Source organism: Streptomyces coffeae, from assembly GCF_016741875.1.
GTDB classification, from domain to species: Bacteria; Actinomycetota; Actinomycetes; order Streptomycetales; family Streptomycetaceae; genus Streptomyces; species Streptomyces coffeae.
In genome coordinates this window covers 374,241-394,413 of record NZ_JAERRF010000003.1, presented here as the reverse complement: position 1 = coordinate 394,413, position 20,173 = coordinate 374,241, and the positions used below count along the sequence as shown (strand labels likewise).

The following is a 20,173-nucleotide window of genomic DNA, read 5'->3' as shown; positions in this document are numbered from 1 at the left end:
AACAGGGGTGCGTCCGAACGGCTCACTCCTCACCGGCGACGGTGAGCGTGCGCAGCTTGCTGCCCGCGTACCAGGTCGCGGCCACGGTCACGGCGACCAGCAGCACCACGGCGGCGGGCAGTCCGACGTCCGAGGTGATCAGATCGCCCTCGCCGATCTTCTGGGCGAGGGCCAGCGCCCACTGCTGGACGCTGAGCGTACGCGCCCCGGAGATCAAGCTGCCGAACAGCGCCTCCCACACCAGGGCGTAGACCAGGCCCGCGACCACCGCATGCCGGGTGACGGTGCCCAGCAGCAGGAAGATCGCGCTGTAGGCGACGGAGGCCACGGCGGCGGCGACGGCGTAGGCGACCGCGAGCTGATGGCCGTTGCCGTTCAGGATGAAGCCGGCGAGCAGGGTGGGGATCGCGGAGAAGGCGGCCGTGACGCCGATCGCGACGATCAGCTTGGTGACGATGATCGTGGGCCGCTTCACCGGCTTGGCCAGCAGATAGAGGACCGAACCGTCGTCGATCTCCGGGCCGATCGCACCGGTACCGGCGATCACGCCGATCAGCGGAACCATGGTGGCGATCGCGAAGCCGCCGAGGATGCCATCGGCCGTGCTGTCGTCGGCACTGGTCAGTACCCGTACCGCCAACGCGATGATCAGCAGCAGTGCGGGCAGGGAGAACAGGATCAGCGCACGGCGGCGGCCGAGCAGGGCCCGGTAGGTGAGCCGGGCGACGGTCGGATGGTAGAGCGAGGACATCGCTGTGGGCTCCTTTCAGGCCGCGACGAGGTAGGAGAAGACGCTCTCCAGGGACTCGTCGGAGGGCGAGACCGTGAGGAGCCGGATGCCCTGGTCGCGGGCGACCCGGGGCAGCAGTTCGGTGAAGCGGGTGAAGTCGACGGCCTGGATGTGCAGTCCGCCGTCCACCCCGCCGCCGGCGTCGACCTGGATACCGGTGGTCGACGGATCGGCGATGAGGGCCGCCGCGAGTGCCCGGTCGTCGCTGGAGCGCACCAGATAGCGGTGCGGACGGTCGGTCATCAGACGGCGGATCTTGCGGAAGTCACCGGAGGCGGCGTGCCGTCCGGCGACGATCACCTCGATATGGGCGGCGAGTTGCTCGACCTCCTCCAGGATGTGCGAGGAGAACAGCACGGTGCGGCCCTCGGCGCCCATCCGCCGCAGCAGCTCCATCAGCTGCATGCGCTGGCGCGGGTCCATCCCGTTGAACGGCTCGTCGAGCAGCAGCACCGACGGTTCGTGGACCAGGGCGGAGGCCATCTTCACCCGCTGGCGCATGCCCTTGCTGTAGGTGGAGATCTTCCGCGATCCGGCGTAGTCCATCTCGACGGTGTCCAGCGCCTTGCGCGCGGCGGCGCGCGGATCGGGCAGCCCGTGCAGTTCGGCGTTGGCGATGACAAATTCGCGGCCGGTGAGGAAGTCGTACATCCCCTCCCGCTCGGGGACGAGCCCGATGTGGCGGTACACCTGCTCATTGCGCCAGATCGGGGCGCCGTCGAGGGTGACGGTCCCGGTGGAGGGCGCCAGGAACCCGGCCATCATGTTGATCAGGGTGGACTTGCCCGCGCCGTTGGGTCCGAGAAGGCCGGTGACCCCGGGGCCGATCGTCATGGTCACGTCGTTGACGGCCACGACGTTCCCGAACCAGCGGGAGACATTGTCGATGGCGATCGTGGTCACAGCCCGACCTTTCGGTAGCGGCGCATCAGCAGGCCGTACGAGCCGGCGGTCAGGCCGAGGAGGACGACGAGGTAGACGAGGCCGGTCCCGGTGTCGGGGCCGAACTCGCCGGGGAAGGCGGAGGTGGCACCGAGGAACGCGGTCTGCACCCCGTCGACGAGGGTGATCGGCGAGAAGAGGCCGAGCCAGCTGACCGCGTCGGTGTTGCCCTGGTCCCAGGCGATGGCCTGAACGGTGCTCACCGCGCCGTAGGAGATGGTCAGTACGGCGATGACGGCGGCGACACCGAAGCCGCGGCGCGGTGTCATGGCGGCGATGACCAGGCCGATACCGGCGAAGAGGAGCGAGAGCAGAGCCACGGAGACCAGTCCTTGTGCGAAGCCCTTCGTCTGGTCGGCGAAGTCCAGCTTGGCGAGCAGGGCCCCGATGTAGAGGATCAGCAGGGGCATCGCGGTGAGGAAGAAGAGCGCGGACGCGAGGGCGGCGAACTTGGCTCCCACATAGTCCCCGGTCTTGATGGGCCGGGAGAAGTAGAGCGGGATCGTCTTGAAGCGCAGATCGCGCGAGACGGACTGCGGTGCCTGGGCCGCGGTGTAGAGGCCGATGACGGCCTGGAGCATGATCGCGTAGCCGGTGTACTCCACGGGGAGCTTGTTCGCCTGGGTGGCGACGGCCACCGCGACGATGATCGCGGCGGGCACGCACATCACGGCGAGCATCAGCATCGGCCCGACCTTGGACTTCGCCGAGCGGCCGAGGCCGTAGGCGCCGCGCAGGCTCTGGGAGAAGAGCGAGCGGCGGGCGTAGGCGCGGCCCAGGCGGGCGCCCTCGTAGTGCCGGTAGCCGATGTTGTGGATGACGTCGGTGCGCTGCTGGGGCACGGTCTCAGGCGGCATCGACGGCACCTCCCTTCCCGTGGGCGCCGGTTCCGTCCGCGCCGGAGGTCCCCGTGGTGTGGTCAGCGGTGTGGTCGGAGGCGTTCGCGGCGGCGTTTGCGGAGTCGTCGTCGGAGCGGAAGATCTCCGCGATGCGGTGGCGGCGCTGTTCCATGCGGACCAGGCCGAGGCCGAGTTCGGCGATGGCGTCGCGGACCGTGTCGTAGGTCCCCTCCCCGGCCACGTCGACCAGCAGCACATGGTCGGAGGCGGGCGCCCCGTCGGCGCCGCGTCCGGCGGGCTGGACGGTGAGCCCCGCGCGGTCGAGCGCGGCGCGCAGCACACCGGTGCCGTCCGGGTGCTCGGCAGTGTCGGTGACCTCGACCGCGAGGGAGGCCGTGGCCTGGGTGAAGTCGCTGGTGGAGCTGGAGCGGAGCAGCTTGCCGCCGTCGATGACCACCACGTGGTCGCAGGTGCGCTCCAGCTCGCCGAGCAGATGCGAAGTGACCAGGACCGAAATGCCGAAGTCGGTGTAGACGCGGCGGATGAGGGCGAGCATGTCGTCCCGGCCGACCGGGTCGAGACCGTTGGTCGGCTCGTCCAGCAGCACCAGCCGCGGGTCGTGCACCAGCGCCTGAGCCAGCTTGACCCGCTGCTTCATACCGGTCGAGTAGCCGCCGATGGGTCGGTACCGCTCCTCGTACAGGCCCACATGGCGCAGGGTGTCGGCCGTGCGCTCCCGGGCGGCGGACGGTGGCAGCCCGGACATGCGCGCCATGTGGACGACGAACTCGGTGGCCGAGACATCGGGCGGCAGACAGTCGTGCTCGGGCATATAGCCGACGCTCTCGCGGATGGTGCTGCCGTCCTTGGTCACGTCGAGGCCGAGCACGGTGGCACGCCCCTCGGTGGCGGGAGAGAGACCGAGCAGGATCTTGATCAGGGTGGACTTACCGGCACCGTTGGCACCCACCAGGCCGGTGACGCCCGGTGTGATGTCGACGGAGAGCCGGTCGAGAGCGGTGACCCTGGGGAACCGCTTGCTCAGGCTTTCGGTGGCGATCACAGTCACGTGTTCGACAGTAGTGGGCTGAGCCACACCCGGCGTCAGTCCTGACGGCTGGATTTCCCTAGTCCTCGGGTCGCACGTGCCCGTAGGGGAACGGCACCCCCAGGAGGGGGTTACCCCGGGTATCCACAGGGGCGAACGGCCCTCTTGACGGCGATTTCGAACGCCGAGCATGGTCGTCCTGGCACGGTTCGCCGGGTTCATGCGTGGAAGACGCGGTGAAGACGCCGTTCATGCGGGGACGCCACCGGATTCATGCGCGGAAGCCGATGTCCGCGCGGAAGGGGAGGACAGTGTGACGGACGGGATCGCGGCAGCGGCCGAACGCACGATCCGTACGGGAGAGGTGGAGCTGTGCGTCGCCGAGCTCGGTGATCCCGCGCGGCCCACGGTGGTGCTGCTGCACGGCTATCCGGACAGCAAGGAGGTGTGGGCGGAGGTCGCCACCCGCCTCGCCTCCGACGGCGCGGGCTTCCATGTCGTGCTGTACGACGTGCGGGGCTGCGGCCGCTCCACGGCCCCGAAGCCGCTGCGCGGCGGCTTCACCCTGGAGAAGCTCACCGATGACTTCCTGGCCGTGATCGACGCGGTCGCCCCGGGCCGGCCGGTCCATCTGGTGGGCCACGACTGGGGCTCGGTGCAGTCCTGGGAGTTCGTCACGGTCCCGCGCGTCCAGGGGCGGATCGCCTCGTTCACCTCGCTGTCGGGTCCCTGCCTGGACCACTTCAGCCACTGGATCAGAAAGCGGCTGACCCGGCCGACCCCGCGCCGTATCGCCCAGCTCCTGGGCCAGTCCGCCCGCTCCTGGTATGTGGGCGCGCTGCATACGCCCCGGCTTCCGGAGGCGCTGTGGCGCGGTCCGCTCGGCCGGTCCTGGCCGGGCGTCCTGGAGCGCATCGAGCGGGTGCCGAACGACAGCTATCCGACCGCGTCGTTCCCCGATGACGCCGCCCACGGTGCCTGGCTCTACCGGGACAACGTCCGCGAGCGGCTCCTCCGGCCCCGTCCGGACGCCTATGCCCACGCCCCGGTCCAGCTGATCGTCCCGACCCAGGACCCCTTTCTCTCCCAGCGGCTCTACGACGATCTGGAGAGCTGGGTGCCGGATCTGACGCGGCGCACCCTCGCCGCCCGCCACGGCATGCCCCGCTCCCGGCCGGACCAGCTCACCGCGTGGATCGCCGAGTTCATCACCTCGGTGGAGGAGGGCGCTCCGCGCCCCGGGGCGGCCTCGCCCGGTCCGTACGCCCAGCGGTTCGGCGGCCGGCTGGTGCTGGTGACGGGCGCGGCGGGCGCCGTCGGCCGGGCCACCTGCCTCGCCTTCGCCGCGGCGGGAGCCCGGGTGATCGCCGTGGACCAGGACGCGGAGGCCGCGGCGCACACCGCCTCGCTGGCGCGCTCGGCCGGTGCGCCGCACGCCTGGGCCGAGGCCGTGGACATCGCGGACGAGCGGGCCGTGGAGAAGCTGGCCCACAAGGTCCGCGCCGAGTACGGCGTGGTCGATGTGCTGGTCAACGATGCCGAAGTGGGGCTCTCCGGCGCCTTCCTGGACACCTCGGCGGACGCCTGGCGCCGGGTGCTGGACACCAATCTGTGGGGCGTCATCCACAGCTGCCGGGCTTTCGGCGGCCAGATGGCCGACCGTGGCCAGGGCGGCCATATCGTCAACACGGCGTCGGCCGCCGCCTTCCGCCCGTCGCGGACGCTGTCCGCCTACGGCGCCTCCCAGGCCGCCGTGGTGCGGCTGAGCGAATCCCTGCGGGCCGAGCTGGCGGGCCGGGACATCGGCGTCTCGGTGATCTGCCCCGGCTATGCCCGCACCCGGGACGACCGGCCCGCCCGGCTGCTGGCGCCCCGTGCCTACCCGCCGGAGAAGGTCGCGGACGCGATCCTGCGGGCCGTGCTGCGCAATGCCGCGGTGGTTCCGGTGACGCCGGAGGCGAAGGCCGCGGCGGTGCTGTCCCGGGTCGCCCCGGTGTCGCTGCGCGCGGCCGCGCGGCTGGGCCGGCGGCCGAGGTGAGGCGGTGAAGCGGTAAGGCATCACGGGGGTGAGGCCGTGAGGCGTCGCGGGGGTGAGGCGGTGCGGGGGTGAGGCGTCGCGGGGATGAGGCGGTGCGGGGGCGGCGCCGGGTGGTGGCCTACAGGCCCGGCGCACCCCAGACCGGGAACCAGCGGCTCAGGTCCTCCTCGATCCGCAGATCGTCCCCGAGCATCGCCCGCACCTGGAGTTCAAGTCCGTTGTCCCGCTTCTCACCGCCGCCCGGCAGCGGTGCGAAGGGGTAGAACGTGCCCCGCTTGTAGAGGTACACCAGCGCCAGCGAACGGCCGTCGGCCGCGTTCCGGAAGCCGAGCAGGGAGCACAGCAGCTGCGGACCGAACCCCCCGTCCTGGAGCAGGGTGTTGACCGCGTGCAGATCGTTCACCAGGGCGGCCACATCGTCCGGCGGCTGCCGGGCCAGCAGCCAGGTGTAGCCGTATCCGTCCCGGCTGAACTCCACCGGCACCCCGCCCCGTTCGGTGTCGGTATCCGAGTCCAGCAGCTCCGATACATCGCGCCGGAGCTGCGCGAAGGCACCACCCTCCACACTGGCGAAGCACACCGACCCCAGCCCGGTGGGGGTGAACCCCGCCCCCGCCTCCAGCGTGACCGCGGCCCCCGGCAGCCCGAAGAGCCGGTCGAGATCGGGGCGTACGGGCTTGCTGCGGCCGAGGACGGCGTCCCAGAACCCCACGCCCCTCAGCCCCTTCCCGCCTGGCCGAGCTGCGCCGAGATCCGGCCGAGCTGGTCGATCCGCTGCTCCAGCGTCGGATGCGAGGACAGCAGCCGGCTCATGCTCCCCCCGGAGAGCGCCGGGGCGAACCAGAACGCGTTGTACGGCTCGGCCTTGCGCAGATCCCGCGTGGGGATCCGGGCCATCTGCCCCGTCACCTTGGTCAGCGCGGCGGCGAGTGCCGAGGGCCGCCCGGTCAGCAGGGCGGCGGCCCGGTCGGCGCTCAGCTCGCGGTAGCGGGACAGCAGCCGGGTCAGCAGAAAGCTGATCGCGTAGACCACGGCACTGACCAGCGGGATGAGCAGGACGGCGATGGCGGTGTTGTTGTCGCGGCTACCGCCGCGGGTGAGCCCGCCCCACAGCGCGACCCGGGTCATCATCCCGGCCAGCACCCCGAGGAACGAGGCGATGGTCATGACCGCCACATCGCGATGGGCCACATGCGACAGCTCATGGGCGAGCACCCCCTCCAGCTCGTCCGGCTCCAGCCGCCGCAGCAGACCGGTGGTCGCGCACACCAGGGCGCTGCGCTGGTTACGGCCGGTGGCGAAGGCGTTGGGCACATCCGTATCCGCGATCGCCACCCGCGGCTTGGGCATATCGGCGAGGGCGCACAGCCGGTCCACCGCGCCGTGCAGCTCGGGCGCCTGCTCCGGAGTGACCTCCCGCGCGCCCATGCTGTAGGCCGCGATCCGGTCACTGAACCAGAACTGCGCCACGAACAGCCCGCCCGCGAGGATCAGGATCAGCGGCCAGGCACCCCTCACCAGCGCCAGCAGCACACCGACGAAGACCACGTAGAGCAGACCGATGAAGAACATCGTGGTCACCATGCGGGTGGTCAGCCCTCGGTCCGGGGCGTACCGGGTACGCGCCATGGGTGCCTCCACAGGGACTGCGGCAGCGAAAACCTCTATACCCGATTCTGCCCCTTATGTCGGTCTTTACCGCTTGTGGCGGCCCTCACCGCCGTGCGGGGCCCTGTCACCGCGGGGACCGCCCCTCACCCGGTGCCGAGCTGCGCCGCGCCCTCCATGGCGATCTTCTCGAAGACCCGCAGGTCCGCCGCGAAGATGGAGTCCGGGATCGGCCAGTGCAGCACGATCTCGTCGAAGCCCAGCGCCGCATGCCGCCCGGCGAAGTCGACGAAGGCGTCCACCGAGGCCAGCGGCCCCGCGCCGTCCGGGGTGAAGCCGGTGAGCAGAATCTTGTGGAGATCGCCCGCGTCCCGCCCGGCCTCGGCGCACGCCTTGTCCAGCCCCTCGACCTGGCGGGCGATGGCCTCCACCGAATCGGCCGGGGTGCCGGTGGCGGACACCTTCGGATCCCCCGTGGTCACCCACGCCTGGCCGTGCCGCGCGGCCAGCCGCAGCCCGCGCGGACCGGTCGCGGCCACCGCGAACGGCAGCCGGGGGCGCTGCACACAGCCCGGGATGTTGCGCGCCTCCTGAGCGCTGTAGTGCTCGCCCTCGTACGTCACCGCGTCATGGGTCAGCAGCCGGTCGAGCAACTCGACGAACTCCGCGAACCGGTCCGCCCGCTCCCGCGGGGTCCACCCCTCCTCACCGCCGCGGCGCAGCGCCGTCGCGTCGAAACCGGAGCCGCCCGCCCCGATCCCGAGCGTGATCCGCCCACCGGAGACATCGTCGAGGGTGATCAGCTCCTTGGCGAGCGTCACCGGATGCCGGAAGTTGGGGGAGGTCACCAGGGTGCCGAGGCGCAGCCGCGAGGTGGCCGCCGCGGCAGCCGTCAGCGTGGGCACGGCCCCGAACCAGGGGCCGTCGCGGAACGGCACCCGCCAGGACAGGTGGTCATAGGTGTACGCGCTGTGGAAGCCCAGCTCCTCGGCGCGCCGCCACAGCTCCCGGCCGCCTTCGGACCAGCGCTGGACGGGAAGGATCACGGTGCTCAGTCGCATACGACCGAGCCTAAGCGGTCCGGACGACAGCGACGGACGGCAGCGACGGACGGCAGCGGCTGACGCGTGGTGGCCGACGGGTGGTGGCCGACGGGTGGTGGCCGACGGGTGGTGGCCGACGGGGGTGGCCGACAGCGGCTGACGGCGGCCGCGAAGAGAGCGGCCGGGAAAGGCGGCGTAGGGCCCGGCGCACCGGGCATACGTACGCTCCCGATCCCCTTCGCACACCGATGAGCGGCATATGCGGGAGGATGGTTGCCGTGACTCCAGCAACCGAGCGGCCCGGGACCCCGGCCACAGACCGTTCCGGCACCGGCTCACCCCGGCCCCGGCTGATCGCCACCGACCTCGACGGCACCCTGCTGCGGGACGACAAGACGGTCTCCGACCGCACCGTCGAGGCGCTCGCCGCGGCCGAGCGGGCAGGCATCGAGGTCTTCTTCGTCACCGGTCGCCCGGCCCGCTGGATGGATGTGGTCAGCGCCCATGTGCACGGCCACGGCCTGGCGATCTGCGCCAACGGCGCCGCCGTGGTCGATCTCCACCAGGGCGGTCGGCTGATCAAGGTCCGCCCGCTGGATCCCGCCCCGGCCCTCGCCGTCGTCGAGGCGCTGCGCGCGGCGGCTCCGGGCACCTCGTTCGCCGTCGAGCGGACCGAGGGCATCTTTTACGAGCCCGACTACCCGCCCTTCCACCTCGACCCGGGCGCGATCCACGCCCCCGCCGAGAAGCTGCTCGCCGACGGCTTCGCCCACGCCGACCAGCCGATCATCAAGCTGCTCGCCCACCACCCGGAACTGGCCCCCGACGCCTTCCTCGAGCTGGGCCGCTCGGCCGCCGGCGAGCACGGCTCCTTCACCCGCTCCAGCCCGACGGCCCTGCTGGAGATCAGCGGCCCCGGTGTCAGCAAGGCCAGCACCCTGGAGCAGTGCTGCGCCGAGCGCGGTATCAGCGCCGAGGAGGTCGTGGCGTTCGGCGATATGCCCAACGACCTGGAGATGCTGACCTGGGCGGGCACCTCGTACGCGATGGCCAACGCCCACCCGGAGGTACTGGCCGCGACCACCCACCGCACCGCCGCCAACACCGAGGACGGCGTCGCCGCCGTCATCGAGCGGATCCTGGCGGGATAGCCGGATCGGTAACCCGAACTGCCCCCGGCCGTGTGGCCAGGGGCAGTTCGGGTACGGCGGCGGACCGGGAGACCCCGGCCTACCAGAAGACGACGAGATAGCCGTTGCCGCCGTCCTGACCGTCGCCGCCCATGCCACCGCTGACCACACCACCGCCGCCGCCCTGGCCGCCGTCGCCGCCCTCGCTGTTGTTCGTCGGCGGCAGCTGGACGATGCCGTCCACCGCCTCGCCCCCCGCAACCCCCTGCCCGTTGTTGCCGGGCACGTTCACACCGCCGGTGGAGCAGCTGCCGTTGCCGCCGACCCCGGGCGTACCGTCAGCACCGTCGGTGGCGCCACCGCCACCACCACCGCCGCCACCCGTGCCGCCCGTGGCGGCAAGCTGAACGACGGCGGTGGGTGAGGTCAAGGAGGTCGCGGTACCGGCCGTACCGGCGGTGCCGTCCGAACCGCCGCTGCCGGCGGACCCACCGGGGCCACCGCTGCCGTTGCCACCGCCGTCCCCGGTGTCCACGACATAGTTCTGGCCGGGAGTGACCGGGATGACGCACCAGGTGAAGCCGCCGGAGCCACCGCCGCCACCGGTGCCGCCGTCACCGTCGTTCGGCGCGCTGCCGCCGCCACCGCCACCACCGCCGCCACCACCGGCGCCCCACGCCTGGACGTGCACCGAGGTGACGCCCGGGGGAGGCGTGAAGATGCCGTCCGCGGTGAACTGCCGCAACCCGTGCAGAACGGGCGGCATGGTGGGCGGATAGGTGGGCGGGTGGATGGGCGGGCGTGGGTGGGGGTGGGGGTAGGGGTGGCCGCCCCCGCGCGCCCCGTCGTCGGCCTGTGCGGCGGGCGCAAGGATCCCGCCGGAGGCGGCGAGCACCGCGGCGGCGGTGGCGAAGAGGACCCGGCGGCAGGTCCGGGAACGCTGGGGAGTTGAGCTCTGACTCTTCACGTCGATGACTTCCTTCCCCGCGCCGGACCGGCGGCGCTCTCACGGCCGTCGGCTGTCACGGAGTGCGATGGATTACGCGAGGACCGGACGGCCCGCGAGCCTCATCCCACAGTCGCCCGCGGGGCACCGCATTCTGACGGAGCGATAGTTGCGCCTCACAGGTGAGGGGTTCCACTGGCCGGACCAGCGGACCCGCGCCGACGGTGCCGCTCCCGCCGCTACAGCGGCACCTCCCACACCACCGCCGTGCCGCGGCCGCCTTCACCGAGCCCCGGCCCCAACTCGCTCGATCCGTCGAGCGACTCGGCCCGGCGCACCAGGTTGGCCAGACCGCTGCGCCGTCCGTCCGCCGGAACGCCCACCCCGTCGTCCGCGACCGTCAGCCGCACCCCCGCACGCCCCCGCGTCAGCCGCGCGGTCGCGTCCACGACCACCTCGACGCGCCCCGCGCGGGCATGCCGCACCACATTGGACAGCGCCTCGCGCAGCGCCGCGATCAGATTCGCCCCGGCCAGTTCGCCGACCCGTGCGTCGACCTCGCCCACGAAGCTCAGCGACGGCTGGAAGCCCAGCGGCACCGCCGCCGCCCCCACCTCCCGCAGCACCCGGGCGCGCAGTCCGGCGGGGGGCTGCGCCGGGCCCTGCCGCAGCGTGAAGATTGCCGTCCGTACCTCCTGGATGGCCGCGCCCAGCTCCTCCACGGCCCGCTCGATCTGCTCCCGTACCTCCGGCGCGTCCGACCGGCGCTGAGCGCTCTCCAGCATCATCCCGGTCGCGAACAGCCGCTGGATCACGAGGTCGTGCAGATCGCGCGCGATCCGCTCACGCTCCTCCAGCACCGCGAGCCGCTCACGGTCCCGCTGCGCCTCGGCGAGCACCAGCGCCACCGCGGCCTGCGCCGCGAACTGACCGGCGAGGGTGCGCTCAGCGGCGGTGAACGGACGGGCGCCGGGCGCCCGTGGGGTGGCCAGCACCCCCAGCACCCGGTCCCCGCCGCTCAGCGGCAGCAACATGCTCGGCCCGAAGCGGCCGAGCACCCCGGTGATCAGCCGCGGGCGGGCGGCCGGATCGTCGAGGAACACCGGTTTCCCGGCCAGCAGGCGTGGGACGGCCGGGGAGCGGGCCGGGACGACAGTGCCGAGCAGCGCCGACGGATCCTCGGCGTCCGCCGCCACGATCCGCAGGCCCCCGGACGGCTCGGGCAGCAGCACCAACCCCGCCGCGGAGCGGGCGAGCTGACGGGCTTTCTCGGCCACGACGGCCAACGCGTTCTCGGCATCGCCGGAGAGCAGGGAGTGGGTGACCGCCACCGAGCCCTCGATCCACCGCTCGCGCTGCCGAGTGGCCTCGTGGAAGCGGGCGTTGCCGATGGCGATCCCGGCCTCGGTCGCGAGCACCTTGACCATGTGCAGGTCCGAGACGGTGAATTCGCCGCCGTCCCGCTTCTCGGCGAGGCACAGATGGCCGAAGGTCTCCTCCCCGACCCGGATCGGCACCCCGATGAACGAGTGCGGCAGCGGATGGTCCAGCAGGAACTCGGCCGGATGCGCTCCGGACGGCAGCCCGGCGAACAGCGCCCCGCACCGCTCCCGGTCCGCCTCGGTCGCCCCGTAGCTGACCACCCCGGCCGGCCCCTGGCCCGCCGCGTCGTTCACCCCGATCACGGCGCAGCGCGCACCCGCCAGCTCGGCGGCGGTCTCCGCGATCCGGTCGAGCACGGTGCGCAGCTCCAGCCCGGTACCGATGGAGCGCATCGCCTCCAGCAGCCGCGGCAGCCGCGCGGTCAGCTCGGTGGACAGCCCCCGCAGCCCGCGGGTCGCCTCCGCGGCGACTTCCAGGGGATCCGGAGTGGGGGCTGCGGCCACCATGGCATCGAGCGTAATGAATACCGCCCCGGCATGCCCTGTCGCCGAACACGGCGGGTCAGCCGGACGAGCACCGCCGCGCCCCGTCGCGCCGAGCGTCTGCCGCCGGAACCTGTCCGGGTGCGCGCCCCGGCCGCGTGCCACCGGCGGTGCTAGGCCACGCCGCTGCCCACGGGCTTCCGGTCCGCCGCCGCGCCCGAGCCCGCGGACAGGCGGCCCTCCGCGGCCTCGCGGTCCAGCAGGCGGCGGTAGGGGCCGTCGGCGGTGGCCAGCTCCTGGGGGGTGCCACTCTGGACGGCGCGGCCGCCGTCCAGCACGATCACCTCGTCGACCGCCTCCAGACCCGTCAGCCGGTGCGTGATCAGCACCGTGGTCCGGCCGCGGGTGGCGGAGAGCAGGTCGGCGGTCAGCGCGTCGGCCGTCGGCAGGTCCAGATGCTCGGCGGGCTCGTCCAGCACCAGGACGGGGAAGTCCGCCAGCAGCGCACGCGCCAGGGCCAGCCGCTGTCGCTGGCCGCCGGAGAGCCGGGCGCCCAGCTCACCGGCCATCGTGTCGAGGCCGTCCGGCAGTCCGTCCACCCACTCCAGCAGCCGGGCCGCGGCCAGCGCGGCCCGCAGCTCGTCGTCGCCCGCGCCGGGACGTGCCAGCCGCAGGTTCTCCCGCAGCGAGCTGTCGAAGACATGGGCGTCCTGGGCGCAGAGTCCGACCAGCCGCCGTACCGCGTCCCCGTCCAGGGCCGTGGCGTCCCGGCCTGCCAGGGCGTACGCACCGCCCTCGGTGTCCAGGAAGCGCAGCAGCACCTGGGCGAGCGTGGTCTTGCCCGCACCGGACGGACCGACGACGGCGACCCGGCGGCCCGGGGTCAGCTCCAGGTCGAAGCCGTCCAGGGCGGGTGTCGACCGCCCCGGGTGGCGGGCGGTGACCCCGCGCAGCACCAGCGGGAACGGAGCCTCCGGCGCCTTCTCCCGGGCCCCCTCACCGGGCTCCCGCACCGGCGGCGGCGCGTCCGTCACCTCGTACACCCGCTCCGCGGCCCGCCGCGTCCGCTGCCGGTGCCGCACCGCGAGCGGCAGGCCCGCGACCGCCTCGAAGGCGGCGAGCGGGGTGAGGACGACCGCGGCCAGCCACACCCCGTGGATCCGCCCGTCCGCCACGGCCGCCACCCCGGCCCAGGCCGCGGCGGCGACGGTCAGCCCGCAGGCCAGCGCCGAGAGCCCGGCGCCCACGCCCGTGGCGGCGGCCCCGCGCCGGGCGATCCGGGTCAGCGCCCCGTCGGTCCGCCGCACCGCGTCCAGGCGGCGCGGCAGCGCGCCCGCGATCGTCAACTCCGGGGTTCCGGCGAGCAGATCCACCACCTCGGCGGACAGCGCTCCACGCGCCGGTGCCAGCCGCCGCTCCGCGCGCCGGGTGAGCGCCCCGGACAGCACGGGCACCCCGACCCCGGCCACCAGCAGCCCGGCCGCCAGGGCCGCCCCCGCCTCGGGCAGCACCCACGCGGTGAACCCGACCGAGGCCGCGGCCACCGTCACCGCGGTGCCCACGGGCAGCAGCCAGCGCAGGAAGTAGTCCTGTACGGCATCCACATCGGCCACCAGCCGGGAGAGCAGATCACCGCGCCGGGCCCGGCCGAGTCCGGTGGGCGCCAGCCGCTCCAGCCGCCGGTAGACGGCGACCCGCAGATCGGCCAGCAGCCGCAGCACGGCATCGTGCGAGACCAGGCGCTCGGCATAGCGGAAGACGGCGCGGGCGATCCCGAAGGTCCGGGTCGCGGTGACCGCCACCATCAGATGGAGCACGGGTGGCTGCTGTGCGGCGCGCGAGATCAGCCAGCCCGAGACGGCCATCAGGCCCACGGCGCTGGCCAGGGCCAGGCTGCCGAGCAGCAGCGCGAGGGCGAACCGGCCGCGGCGGCCGCGCGCGGTCGCCCGCACCCGCGCGAGCACGCTTCGGCCGCTGCCAGTCGGCACCGCACCGGGCGCCACCGGCACCGCGCACCCCTCGCCGTGGGTCCGCACATCAGCCCGCACGCCGGACACCTCAGCCGCACCCGGCAGCACGCACGCGTCCGGCCACGCGGCGGGCGCGGCGTCCGCGCCGCCCTCCGCACCCGCGCCGGGCCCGGTCGACCGCTCCCCGCCCGGAAGACTCAGCACCCGGTCGGCGAGCGGCAGCAGCGCCGGGCGGTGTACCACCATCAGCACCGTGCGGCCGACAGCCAGCCGCCGGACCGCTTCGACGACCGCCGCCTCGGTCTCGCCGTCCAGGTTCGCCGTCGGCTCGTCCAGCAGCAGCACCGGCCGGTCGGCCAGGAACGCCCGCGCCAGCGCGATCCGTTGCCGCTGCCCCGCGGACAGGCCCGCGCCCAGTTCGCCGAGGCGGGTCGCGGTTCCCTCCGGCAACGCGGAGACGAAGCCGAGCGCGCCGGCGTCCCGCAGCGCGGCCCGTACGGCCGCGTCATCGGCATCCGGCCGAGCCAGCCGGACGTTCTCGGCGATCGTCCCGGCGAAGAGATACGGCCGCTGGGGTACCCAGGCGATCTGCCGTCGCCAGCTCTCCGGGTCGAACGACGCCAGTTCCTGTCCACCGAGCAGAATCCGGCCCGCGGCCGGCTCCACGAAGCCGAGCACGGCGTTCAGCAGGGTGGTCTTCCCGGCCCCGCTGGGACCGACCACGGCCACCGTCTCCCCGGGCCGGATCCGGCACGATGTCGCCGCCAAGGACGGTTCGGTGCGCCCGGGGTGGCGCACCACCAGTCCCTCGACGGTCAGCGCGGCCTCCCGGGCGTCGGGGGCGTTCGCCGTCCCCGTGGCCGAGGGCTCACGCTCCAGCACCGCGAACACCTCGTCCGCCGCCGACAGCCCCTCGGCGGCCGCGTGATACTGCGCACCCACCTGCCGCAGCGGCAGATACGCCTCGGGCGCCAGCACCAGCACCACCAGCCCGGTGTACAGATCCATCTCGCCATGGACGAGCCGCATCCCGATACCGACCGCGACCAGCGCGACCGAGACGGTGGAGAGCAACTCCAGGGCGAAGGAGGAGAGAAAGGCGAGCCGCAGGGTCTTCAGAGTGGCTCGCCGGTAGTCGGCCGTGATCGCGCGGATCGACTCGGCCTGAGCCTTGGCCCGTCCGAACACCTTGAGCGTCGGCAGTCCGGCGACCACATCGAGGAAGTGCCCGGAGAGCCGGGACAGCAGCCGCCACTGACGATCCATCCGCCCTTGGGTGGCCCAGCCGATGAGCACCATGAACAGCGGGATCAGCGGCAGGGTGACCACGATGACCAGCGCGGAGATCCAGTCGGCGGTGACGATACGGGCGAGCACCGCCACCGGCACCACCACCGCGAGCCCCAACTGCGGGAGATAGCGCGCGAAGTAGTCGTCGAGCGCGTCGATGCCGCGGGTGGCCAGGGTGGTGAGCTCACCGGTCCGCCGTGAGTCCAGCCAGCCCGGACCCAGCCGGACCGCCCGCTCCAGCAGCCGCAGCCGCAGCTCCGACTTGACCGCCGCACTCGCCCGGTGGGCGGTCAGCTCGGTGAGCCAGGAGACGGCCGACCGGCCGAGAGCGACCAGGGCCAGCAGGATCAGCGGGCGCGTCAGCGCGTCCACGCCCTCGCCGTGCTGGAACGAACCGACCACCACCTCGGCGATCAGCATCGCCTGGGCGATGACCAGACCCGCCCCGACCAGGCCCAGCGCCACGGACGCGGCGAGGAAGAACCGGGTGGCCCGGGCGTACCGCAGCAGCCGGGGGTCGATTGGTTTCACGTGAAACACGCCCTCCCGCGAGACTCAGTGAGCACTCGGCTCGGGGATGTGCTGGGTACCGATGCGCTTGCGGAACACCCAGTACGTCCACGCCTGGTACGCCATGATCAGCGGCGTCATGATGACCGCGACCCACGTCATGATCTTGAGCGTGTAGGGGCTGGAAGCCGCGTTGGCCGCCGTCAGACTCCATCGCGGATCGAGCGAGGACGGCATGACGTCCGGGAAGAGCGCGAGGAAGAGCATGGCCACCGCCGCCGCGACGGCCACCCCGGACAGGGCGAACGCCCAGCCCTCACGCCCGCGTTGGTTCATCACCAGGGCCACGGCCAGTGCCAGGGCCGCGATCACCACGGCCACCAGGCTGCGCCCGTTGCCGCTGTTGTGCTGGGTCCAGATCAGGAAGGGCAGCGCGAGAGCGATGGTGGCAAGGCCGAGCCGGCCCGCGAAGCGCCGCGCCCTCCCCCGGATGTCACCGGTCGTCTTCAGGGCGGCGAAGACGGCGCCATGGAAGGTGAAGAGCACCAGCGTCACCATCCCGCCGAGCACGGCGTACGGGGAGATCAGATCCGACAGACCGCCGGTGTAGTTCTTGTCCGAGCCGATCGGCACCCCGCGCACCAGATTGGCGAAGAGGGCGCCCCAGAGGAACGCGGGCAGCAGCGAGCACCAGAAGATCGCGTTTTCCCAGTTGCGCTGCCAGCGCTCCTCGAGCCGCTTGTGCCGGTACTCGAAGGCGACACCGCGCAGGATCAGACAGACCAGAACGGCCAGCAGCGGCAGATAGAAGCCGCTGAAGAGCGTGGCGTACCAGTCGGGGAAGGCGGCGAAGGTCGCCCCGCCCGCGGTGATCAGCCACACCTCGTTGCCGTCCCAGACCGGGCCGATGGTGTTGATCAGCACCCGGCGCTCGGTGCGGTCGCGCGCCAGCAGCTTGGTCAGTACTCCGATGCCGAAGTCGAACCCCTCGAGGAAGAAGTAGCCCGTCCAGAGGAAGGCGATCAGCACAAACCAGATGTCGTGCAGGTCCGGTGACATGGCTCTCTCAGCTCTCTTCCACTCGTCTCTTCCGCTCGGTCCGTCAGTACGCGAAGGTCAGCGGCTTGTCGGCATCGGCGTCAGCCTCAGCACCGGCGGGCCCGCCGCCCGGACCGCCGGAGGGCAGCCGGAGCGTGGGGTCCTTCGCGGGCGGCTTCTCGTCGGTGTCCGGCCCGGCCTTGGCGTACTTGGCCAGCAGCCGGATCTCGACCACCGCGAGCACGCCGTAGAGCAGGGTGAAGACGCCCAGCGAGATCAGCACCTCGGTCTGGCTGACTCCGGGGGAGACCGCGTCGGCGGTCTTCATCAGGCCGTAGACCACCCAGGGCTGGCGGCCCATCTCGGTGAAGATCCAGCCGAAGGAGTTGGCGATCAGCGGAAAGCCCATGGTGAGGATGCCGATCCGCCAGGACCAGGTGGTGAGCAGCGGGCTCATCTCGCGCTTCTTGGTGAGCATCAGCCGCGGGACCTCGTACTCGCCGGTGCGGAAGGCGGGGTCCAGCCATCGCTTGCGGCGGGTCGTCCACAGCCCGATCAGCCCGGCGGCGAACGAGGTCATCCCGAAGCCGATCATCAGCCGGAAGCCCCAGAAGGTCATGAAGATGCTGGGGATGTAGTCCTGGGGATCCCCGCCGTAGGCGGCGGCCTCCTTCTGCGCGATGTCGTTGATCCCGGGCACCGCGTCGGTGAAGTTGCTGTGGGCGAGGAAGGAGAGCGCCGCGGGGACCTCCAGCTCCACGCTGTTGTGCCCCTTGCCGACGTCGCCGACGGCGAAGACCGAGAAGGGGGCGGGCGCCTGGGTCTCCCACAGCGCCTCGGCCGCGGCCATCTTCATCGGCTGCTGCTCGAACATCACCTTGCCGAGCTGATCACCGCTGATCGCCGTGCCAAGACCCGCGATGACGGCCACGACCAGACCCACCCGCAGCGAGCTCCGCATGGCGCCGATCTGCTTGGTGCGCTTCTCGCCCAGCTCCTCGCCGCGCAGCGTCGCGCGCTTGGCCCGCCACAGATGGAAGGAGGCGATACCGACGACGAAGGCACCACCGGTGAGGAAGGCCGCGGTGAGCGTGTGGAAGACGACGACCAGGGTGGTGTTCTGGGTGAGCACCGCCCAGATGTCGGTGAGCTGTGCCTTTCCGGTGGCCTTGTCGATCGTGTAGCCGGTCGGATGCTGCATCCAGGAGTTGGCCGCCAGGATGAAGTACGAGGACAGCACGGTGCCGAGTGAGACGATCCAGATGCAGGCGCAGTGGATCTTCTTCGGCAGCTTGTCCCAGCCGAAGATCCACAGCCCGATGAAGGTGGACTCGAAGAAGAAGGCGAGCAGCGCCTCCATCGCCAGCGGGGCGCCGAAGACATCACCGACGAAGCGGGAGTAGTCCGACCAGTTCATACCGAACTGGAACTCCTGCACGATGCCGGTGACGACCCCCATCGCGATGTTGATCAGGAAGAGCTTTCCCCAGAACTTGGTGGCGTGGAAGTACTTCTCCTTGCCCGTGCGGACCCAGGCGGTTTCCAGACCCGCGGTGATCGCGGCGAGAGAGATCGTCAGCGGAACGAAGAGGAAGTGGTAGACGGTGGTGATTCCGAACTGCCATCGCGCAAGCGACTCCGGCGCCAGAGCCAGATTCACGTGGATCTCTCCTTACGGTCTTGCCTGCGCCCCCGCGGGAGCTTGTGAACGTATTCACATTCACAAGCAATGATACGCATATGCCTTCGACCCCTCCCACCTGGGGGTGGTAGGGGTCGAAGGGGGTACGTATGGGTATCCTTTGCGCTTCGACGAGGGACCGGTGGACCCCTTGACAGCGCGGGGGCGGTGTCCCCGGGGGTGGCTCAGAGCTCCTTGCGGAACCGCTCGGCGACCTTCAGGAAGATGTCGTTGGCTTCCTGCTCGCCGATGGTCGCGCGCATCCCCTCGCCCGGGAACGGCCGCACCACCACACCCGCCGTCTCGCACGCCGCCGCGAAGTCGGCCGTACGCTCCCCCAGCCGCAGCCAGACGAAGTTCGCCTGCGAGTCCGGGACCGTCCAGCCCTGACCGATCAGCGCCTCCCGCACCCGCGTACGCTCGGCGACCAGCGCCTCCACCCGCTCACGCAGCGCGTCCTCACTGCGCAGCGAGGCCACCGCCGCGTCCTGGGCGAGCTGGCTGACGCCGAAGGGCACGGCGGTCTTGCGCAGCGCCGCGGCGACCGGCTCATGGGCAATCGCGAAGCCCACCCGCAGCCCGGCCAGGCCGTACGCCTTGGAGAAGGTGCGCAGCACACACACATGTGGCCGGTCCCGGTAGAGCTCGATGCCGTTGGGCACCCGGTCGTCCCGGATGAACTCGATGTACGCCTCGTCCAGCACCACGAGCACATCGGACGGCACCCGGTCCAGGAAGCGCTCCAGCTCGGCCCGGCGCACCACCGTGCTGGTCGGGTTGTTGGGGTTACAGACGAAAATCAGCCGGGTGCGGTCGGTGATCGCGTCGGCCATCGCGTCCAGATCGTGCTCCTCGGTATCGGTCAGCGGAACCCGCACCGATGTCGCCCCCGCGATCTGCGTGATGATCGGATATGCCTCGAAGGACCGCCAGGCGTAGATCACCTCATCGCCCGGTCCGGCCGTGGACTGGACCAGCTGCTGGGCCACGCCGACCGAGCCGGTCCCGGTGGCCAGATGGTCCAGCGGTACGTCGAAGCGGCTCGCCAGCTCGGCCATCAGACCGGTGCATGCCAGGTCGGGGTAGCGGTTGAAGGAGGCGGCGGCGTTGGCCACCGACTCCAGCACCCCGGCCAGCGGCGGATAGGGGTTCTCGTTGGAAGACAGTTTGAAGGCGAGCGGGCCGCCCGCGGCGGCCGGCTTGCCGGGCTTGTACGTCGGAACGTCATCCAGCGCGGCGCGCAGCTTGGGGCTCTTCTCGGTCACCGACAGTCCTCCTCGACCCATCCCGTCACGTCCCGTGCGCAGCGGTCCCACACGGCAATACTGCACACCTTATGAGGATTCCCCCGTCTCGCGTACCCGCCGGAGCGGACCGCGTAGCCGCCGCCCGAGCCCGCGTACCCACCGGGGGAGCGCCCCGTTTTTTGATGCGC

General features: G+C 72.0%; 15 protein-coding genes. 2 read left to right on the top strand and 13 right to left on the bottom strand.

The annotated features are described in order from the left end of the window. Positions 1–22: 22 nt before the first annotated feature. The 4 genes from JK363_RS06475 to JK363_RS06460 are packed head-to-tail and all read right to left on the bottom strand — an operon-like array spanning position 23 to position 3,667. Entirely contained in the window at positions 23–751 is a 729-nt protein-coding gene (locus JK363_RS06475) for an ABC transporter permease subunit (protein WP_201872348.1), read from the bottom strand. 15 nt (positions 752–766) lie between these two features. Then, a complete protein-coding gene (locus JK363_RS06470) occupies positions 767–1,693 on the bottom strand; it encodes an ABC transporter ATP-binding protein (RefSeq protein ID WP_201872344.1) in 927 nt (308 codons plus the stop codon). After that, positions 1,690–2,589, bottom strand: coding sequence for an ABC transporter permease (locus JK363_RS06465; protein WP_201872343.1), 900 nt, complete (start codon positions 2,587–2,589; stop codon positions 1,690–1,692). The genes JK363_RS06470 and JK363_RS06465 overlap by 4 nt, the downstream gene beginning before the upstream one ends. Beyond that, the gene (locus JK363_RS06460) at positions 2,579–3,667 is read right to left on the bottom strand and encodes an ABC transporter ATP-binding protein (RefSeq protein ID WP_307821633.1); all 1,089 of its coding nucleotides are present in this window, start codon (positions 3,665–3,667) and stop codon (positions 2,579–2,581) included. The genes JK363_RS06465 and JK363_RS06460 overlap by 11 nt, the downstream gene beginning before the upstream one ends. Before the next feature lie 172 nt (positions 3,668–3,839). On the opposite strand from JK363_RS06460, the gene JK363_RS06455 reads away from it, so the two are divergent. Next, the gene (locus JK363_RS06455) at positions 3,840–5,657 is read left to right on the top strand and encodes an SDR family oxidoreductase (protein ID WP_201872336.1); all 1,818 of its coding nucleotides are present in this window, start codon (positions 3,840–3,842) and stop codon (positions 5,655–5,657) included. Positions 5,658–5,775: 118 nt separating this feature from the next. Here the strand turns inward: JK363_RS06455 and pspAB are convergent, their stop codons facing one another. The 3 genes from pspAB to JK363_RS06440 form a co-directional block, all read right to left on the bottom strand. After that, the gene (gene pspAB, locus JK363_RS06450; RefSeq protein ID WP_201872330.1) at positions 5,776–6,369 is read right to left on the bottom strand and encodes a PspA-associated protein PspAB; all 594 of its coding nucleotides are present in this window, start codon (positions 6,367–6,369) and stop codon (positions 5,776–5,778) included. A gap of 5 nt (positions 6,370–6,374) precedes the next feature. Continuing rightward, positions 6,375–7,286 carry a zinc metalloprotease HtpX gene (gene htpX, locus JK363_RS06445; RefSeq protein ID WP_201872328.1) on the bottom strand — a complete coding sequence of 304 codons (912 nt, stop codon included), beginning with the start codon at positions 7,284–7,286 and terminating at the stop codon, positions 6,375–6,377. A 125-nt stretch (positions 7,287–7,411) separates the two neighbouring features. Next, the gene (locus tag JK363_RS06440) at positions 7,412–8,326 is read right to left on the bottom strand and encodes an LLM class flavin-dependent oxidoreductase (protein WP_201872326.1); all 915 of its coding nucleotides are present in this window, start codon (positions 8,324–8,326) and stop codon (positions 7,412–7,414) included. A 251-nt stretch (positions 8,327–8,577) separates the two neighbouring features. Between JK363_RS06440 and JK363_RS06435 the strand changes: the two genes are divergently transcribed. Beyond that, entirely contained in the window at positions 8,578–9,459 is an 882-nt protein-coding gene (locus JK363_RS06435) for a Cof-type HAD-IIB family hydrolase (protein ID WP_201872325.1), read from the top strand. 79 nt (positions 9,460–9,538) lie between these two features. On the opposite strand, the gene JK363_RS43705 is transcribed toward JK363_RS06435, so the two are convergent. From JK363_RS43705 to hisC, 6 genes are all read right to left on the bottom strand, one after another. Then, entirely contained in the window at positions 9,539–10,405 is an 867-nt protein-coding gene (locus JK363_RS43705) for a hypothetical protein (RefSeq protein WP_201872324.1), read from the bottom strand. A gap of 218 nt (positions 10,406–10,623) precedes the next feature. Continuing rightward, positions 10,624–12,273 (bottom strand): sensor histidine kinase, encoded by a 1,650-nt coding sequence (locus JK363_RS06425; protein WP_201872323.1) that lies wholly within the window; start codon positions 12,271–12,273, stop codon positions 10,624–10,626. A 149-nt stretch (positions 12,274–12,422) separates the two neighbouring features. Beyond that, the gene (gene cydD, locus JK363_RS06420) at positions 12,423–16,040 is read right to left on the bottom strand and encodes a thiol reductant ABC exporter subunit CydD (protein WP_201872321.1); all 3,618 of its coding nucleotides are present in this window, start codon (positions 16,038–16,040) and stop codon (positions 12,423–12,425) included. Positions 16,041–16,064: 24 nt separating this feature from the next. Continuing rightward, positions 16,065–17,078, bottom strand: coding sequence for a cytochrome d ubiquinol oxidase subunit II (cydB, locus tag JK363_RS06415; protein ID WP_201872317.1), 1,014 nt, complete (start codon positions 17,076–17,078; stop codon positions 16,065–16,067). 43 nt (positions 17,079–17,121) lie between these two features. Beyond that, on the bottom strand, positions 17,122–18,717 hold the full coding sequence (locus JK363_RS06410; RefSeq protein ID WP_201872316.1) for a cytochrome ubiquinol oxidase subunit I: 1,596 nt from the start codon (positions 18,715–18,717) through the stop codon (positions 17,122–17,124). Between the two features lie 206 nt (positions 18,718–18,923). Continuing rightward, positions 18,924–20,003 carry a histidinol-phosphate transaminase gene (gene hisC, locus JK363_RS06405; RefSeq protein WP_201872315.1) on the bottom strand — a complete coding sequence of 360 codons (1,080 nt, stop codon included), beginning with the start codon at positions 20,001–20,003 and terminating at the stop codon, positions 18,924–18,926. Positions 20,004–20,173 lie beyond the last annotated feature (170 nt).

Excerpts from the sequence above, each read along its gene's own strand:
- JK363_RS06475 (WP_201872348.1), bottom strand. The coding sequence starts at position 751 with ATGTCCTCGCTCTACCATCCGACCGTCGCCCGGCTCACCTACCGGGCC.
- JK363_RS06465 (WP_201872343.1), bottom strand. The coding sequence starts at position 2,589 with ATGCCGCCTGAGACCGTGCCCCAGCAGCGCACCGACGTCATCCACAAC.
- JK363_RS06455 (WP_201872336.1), top strand. The coding sequence starts at position 3,840 with ATGCGTGGAAGACGCGGTGAAGACGCCGTTCATGCGGGGACGCCACCG.
- htpX (WP_201872328.1), bottom strand. The coding sequence starts at position 7,286 with ATGGCGCGTACCCGGTACGCCCCGGACCGAGGGCTGACCACCCGCATG.
- JK363_RS06440 (WP_201872326.1), bottom strand. The coding sequence starts at position 8,326 with ATGCGACTGAGCACCGTGATCCTTCCCGTCCAGCGCTGGTCCGAAGGC.
- JK363_RS06435 (WP_201872325.1), top strand. The coding sequence starts at position 8,578 with ATGGTTGCCGTGACTCCAGCAACCGAGCGGCCCGGGACCCCGGCCACA.
- JK363_RS06425 (WP_201872323.1), bottom strand. The coding sequence starts at position 12,273 with ATGGTGGCCGCAGCCCCCACTCCGGATCCCCTGGAAGTCGCCGCGGAG.
- cydB (WP_201872317.1), bottom strand. The coding sequence starts at position 17,078 with ATGTCACCGGACCTGCACGACATCTGGTTTGTGCTGATCGCCTTCCTC.